This window comes from Sutcliffiella cohnii (assembly GCF_002250055.1).
Classification (GTDB): domain Bacteria; phylum Bacillota; class Bacilli; order Bacillales; family Bacillaceae_I; genus Sutcliffiella; species Sutcliffiella cohnii.
Map to the genome: position 1 here is coordinate 4,692,501 of NZ_CP018866.1, position 2,500 is coordinate 4,695,000.

At 51.3% G+C, this 2,500-nt stretch carries 4 tRNA genes and 2 rRNA genes (2 of these 6 only partly in view); all 6 read left to right on the top strand.

Going from position 1 to position 2,500, the window contains the following annotated elements:
* Nucleotides 1-1,737, top strand: a 23S ribosomal RNA gene (locus BC6307_RS23455); it begins 1,198 nt to the left of the window's first position.
* 116 nt (nt 1,738-1,853) lie between these two features.
* Nucleotides 1,854-1,970, top strand: a 5S ribosomal RNA gene (gene rrf, locus BC6307_RS23460).
* A 9-nt stretch (nt 1,971-1,979) separates the two neighbouring features.
* Nucleotides 1,980-2,055: transfer RNA gene (locus BC6307_RS23465), tRNA-Val, on the top strand.
* 27 nt (nt 2,056-2,082) lie between these two features.
* Nucleotides 2,083-2,158 (top strand) — tRNA-Thr (locus tag BC6307_RS23470).
* A gap of 183 nt (nt 2,159-2,341) precedes the next feature.
* A tRNA-Lys gene (locus BC6307_RS23475) sits at nt 2,342-2,417 on the top strand.
* A 5-nt stretch (nt 2,418-2,422) separates the two neighbouring features.
* Nucleotides 2,423-2,500: transfer RNA gene (locus tag BC6307_RS23480), tRNA-Leu, on the top strand; it runs 3 nt beyond the window's last position.

A 2,500-nucleotide genomic window follows, 5' to 3' on the forward strand; every position in this document is an offset into this window, starting at 1 on the left:
GAAGCTGCGGACTGTTCTTACGAACAGTGGTAGGAGAGCGTTCTAAGGGCGTTGAAGCTAGACCGTAAGGACTGGTGGAGCGCTTAGAAGTGAGAATGCCGGTATGAGTAGCGAAAGAAGGGTGAGAATCCCTTCCACCGAATGCCTAAGGTTTCCTGAGGAAGGCTCGTCCGCTCAGGGTTAGTCGGGACCTAAGCCGAGGCCGAAAGGCGTAGGCGATGGATAACAGGTTGATATTCCTGTACCACCTCATTCCGTTTGAGCGATGGAGGGACGCAGGAGGATAGGGTAAGCGCACTGTTGGATATGTGCGTCCAAGCAGTTAGGCTGGATAAGTAGGCAAATCCGCTTATCCTAAAGGCTGAGCTGTGATGGCGAGGGAAATATAGTACCGAAGTTCCTGATTCCACACTGCCAAGAAAAGCTTCTAGCGAGGAATATGGTGCCCGTACCGCAAACCGACACAGGTAGGCGAGGAGAGAATCCTAAGGTGAGCGAGAGAACTCTGGTTAAGGAACTCGGCAAAATGACCCCGTAACTTCGGGAGAAGGGGTGCTCTGTTAGGGTGTTAAAGCCCGAGAGAGCCGCAGTGAATAGGCCCAGGCGACTGTTTAGCAAAAACACAGGTCTCTGCGAAGCCGTAAGGCGAAGTATAGGGGCTGACGCCTGCCCGGTGCTGGAAGGTTAAGGGGAAAGGTTAGCGCTTCGGCGCGAAGCTTTGAACCGAAGCCCCAGTAAACGGCGGCCGTAACTATAACGGTCCTAAGGTAGCGAAATTCCTTGTCGGGTAAGTTCCGACCCGCACGAAAGGCGTAACGATCTGGGCACTGTCTCAACCAGAGACTCGGTGAAATTATAGTACCTGTGAAGATGCAGGTTACCCGCGACAGGACGGAAAGACCCCGTGGAGCTTTACTGTAGCCTGATATTGAATTTTGGTACAGCTTGTACAGGATAGGTAGGAGCCTGAGAAGCCGGAGCGCTAGCTTCGGTGGAGGCGTCGGTGGGATACTACCCTGGCTGTATTGAAATTCTAACCCGCGAGCCTTATCGGCTCGGGAGACAGTGTCAGGTGGGCAGTTTGACTGGGGCGGTCGCCTCCTAAAGAGTAACGGAGGCGCCCAAAGGTTCCCTCAGAATGGTTGGAAATCATTCGTAGAGTGTAAAGGCACAAGGGAGCTTGACTGCGAGACCTACAAGTCGAGCAGGGACGAAAGTCGGGCTTAGTGATCCGGTGGTTCCGCATGGAAGGGCCATCGCTCAACGGATAAAAGCTACCCCGGGGATAACAGGCTTATCTCCCCCAAGAGTCCACATCGACGGGGAGGTTTGGCACCTCGATGTCGGCTCATCGCATCCTGGGGCTGTAGTCGGTCCCAAGGGTTGGGCTGTTCGCCCATTAAAGCGGTACGCGAGCTGGGTTCAGAACGTCGTGAGACAGTTCGGTCCCTATCCGTCGTGGGCGTAGGAAATTTGAGAGGAGCTGTCCTTAGTACGAGAGGACCGGGATGGACGCACCGCTGGTGTACCAGTTGTCTTGCCAAAGGCATAGCTGGGTAGCTACGTGCGGACGGGATAAGTGCTGAAAGCATCTAAGCATGAAGCCCCCCTCAAGATGAGATTTCCTTTAGCGCAAGCTAGTAAGATCCCTGAAAGATGATCAGGTTGATAGGTTCGAGGTGGAAGCGTGGCGACATGTGTAGCTGACGAATACTAATCGATCGAGGACTTAACCAATTTTAATGAACGATACGAATGATCTTGATGAAAATATATTATCTAGTTTTGAAAGAATAAAAAAACACTTGATTTTTTATGAAAAGTGAATATAATTATTCTTGTCAATCAAATAGTCTGGTAATGATGGCGAAGAGGTCACACCCGTTCCCATACCGAACACGGAAGTTAAGCTCTTCAGCGCCGATGGTAGTTGGGGGCTGTCCCCCTGCGAGAGTAGGACGTTGCCAGGCTGTTATAACGGAGGATTAGCTCAGCTGGGAGAGCACCTGCCTTACAAGCAGGGGGTCGGCGGTTCGATCCCGTCATCCTCCACCATAACTATTAATCATTTAAGTTATATATGCCGGTGTAGCTCAGTTGGTAGAGCAACTGACTTGTAATCAGTAGGTCGTGGGTTCGACTCCTATCGCCGGCACCATCTTTAGTGCCATTAGCTCAGTCGGTAGAGCACGTCGGAATAAGCTACGAAGCATTAGCTTCAGCGTACATGCCGAGCTGCTACTTGAAGTGACATCCTGAGGCATGGACGTCTAAAGCAAATACTTCTTCGAATAGCATTATTCTTACAGTAGTATTAAGATTTAGGCAGAATAATAATTAAGTGCCATTAGCTCAGTCGGTAGAGCATCTGACTTTTAATCAGAGGGTCGAAGGTTCGAGTCCTTCATGGCACACCATCTACGCGGGTGTGGCGGAATTGGCAGACGCGCTAGACTTAGGATCTAGTGTCTTTGACGTGGGGGTTCGAGTCCCTTCACCC